This is a genomic window from uncultured Roseovarius sp., from assembly GCF_947489715.1.
Taxonomy (GTDB): Bacteria; Pseudomonadota; Alphaproteobacteria; order Rhodobacterales; family Rhodobacteraceae; genus Roseovarius.
Map to the genome: position 1 here is coordinate 1 of NZ_CANLER010000027.1, position 1,716 is coordinate 1,716.

Genomic DNA, 1,716 nt, shown 5'->3' on the forward strand with positions numbered 1-1,716 from the left:
GTGGCCAACACGTCGCGCAACATCACCTTCTCCAGCGAAGATGGCGAGGCCTCGGCCGTGCACCATCGCGGGCATGTCATGTTCATGCATAATGACGATGTCGACGTGCGCTATGCCGCCTTTGACGACCTGGGTCGGACCGACAAATCCAACCCGGCATTCCATGTCAGCGACCTGGACCCGGCGACTATCGAGGCAGATACCAACGTTCAGGCGCGGTATTCGCTGCACATGCACCGCACCGGCACCGACGACCAGGAGAACCCGGCCATTGCCATGGGCAATTCGGTCAGCGGCTCGCCGGGCTGGGGCTATGTGCACCACTCCAGCCATGCCGAGTTCATCCAGAACGTCGCCTTCGACGTGTTCGGGGCCGCCTTCGTGGCCGAGGATGGCGACGAGACGGGTCTCTGGCTGCAGAACATGGCGATCAAGACCGAAGGGGTCGGCTATAGCCACATCAGGACCAAATCGGGTGAAGACGTGCGCCGCGACGATGTCGGCAAGACCGGCGACGGGTTCTGGTTCGGCAGCCGTTCGGTCGAGGCCACCGAGAACATCGCGGCCAATACCACGCATGGGTTCACCTGGATGATGCGCGCCTCCGACCAGGCGCCGGACCCGAACCTGATGTACAATTCCGATGCCTATTACGGCCGGAGCGACCTGAGCAAGGCGGCGCTGGTTCCGATCCAGGGCTTTCACGACAACGAGGCTTTTGGCACGCAGGTTGGCCTCATCGTGGTCAAGGCCACCAAGTGGCAGAATCACGATGTCCGCAGCGTCATGGATGGGTTCACGAACTGGGAGACATCCGATGGCGTGCAGATGACCTATACGTCGCACTACACGCTCAAGAACTTCGACCTGCTCGCGACCACCAATCCCGACGGGCGCGCGGGCGCCGGCACCGGGTTCGAGTTCGGCGCCTCGGTGTTCGACATGGCGGTGAACGGTCTGAGCATCGAAGGGTTCCGGACCGGGATCGACCTTGATCAGCGGTTCGGCGCGGACTGGACCGATGACGATCTGGCCCATATCCTGATCGACCTGAACCTCGTCAACAACGATGTCGACATGGACGGGTTCAATCCCAGCCGGCATACCCTGCTGTCTTCCAAGGACCTGGTCGAGGGCCGCCTGGAATTCGTCATGGCCGGTAAAACGGTGATCGGCGAAGGGGATTCGCTCGTCTTCGACGGTATCAAGACGGATTCGGTCGGCTCACATGACCGCCAGTTCGCCGCGGATATCCAGGATCTCAGCTGGGGCATCCACATCAAGCCCCTGCTGCAGCGGGATGGCTATTTCGAGACCGATAACGGCGAGAACGTGATGCTGATCAATGACTATGTCGCCGATCGCGCGACGGGCCAGCTGCTCAAGTTCGCCCATGTCATCACGCTCGATATCTCGGATGAGAGGCTGGCCAAGCTGGGGATCACCAATAACGGCCATATCGACCTCAACAGCAAGGCCCCCATCGCCCGCGATGACAGTGTCAGGGCACAATCGGACACCGCGATCGTGATCGACCCGCTGGCGAATGATTTCGATCCCGATGGCCAGAGCCTGCATATCAGCGAGTTCACCAACCCGTTCCACGCCAACCTGACCCTGCGCGACGACGGAACCCTGCTCTACGAACCCCACCAGAACGTGTACGGCATCGACAGCTTCGACTACTGGGTCGCAGACGAAAACGGCATGCTCTCT

The 1,716-nt window shown here is 61.1% G+C and carries 1 protein-coding gene; it reads left to right on the forward strand.

The features are described from left to right. Positions 1-1,716, forward strand: a 1,716-nt coding sequence (locus Q1B27_RS24415) for an Ig-like domain-containing protein (RefSeq protein WP_299852786.1), incomplete at both ends; no start/stop codon positions are given.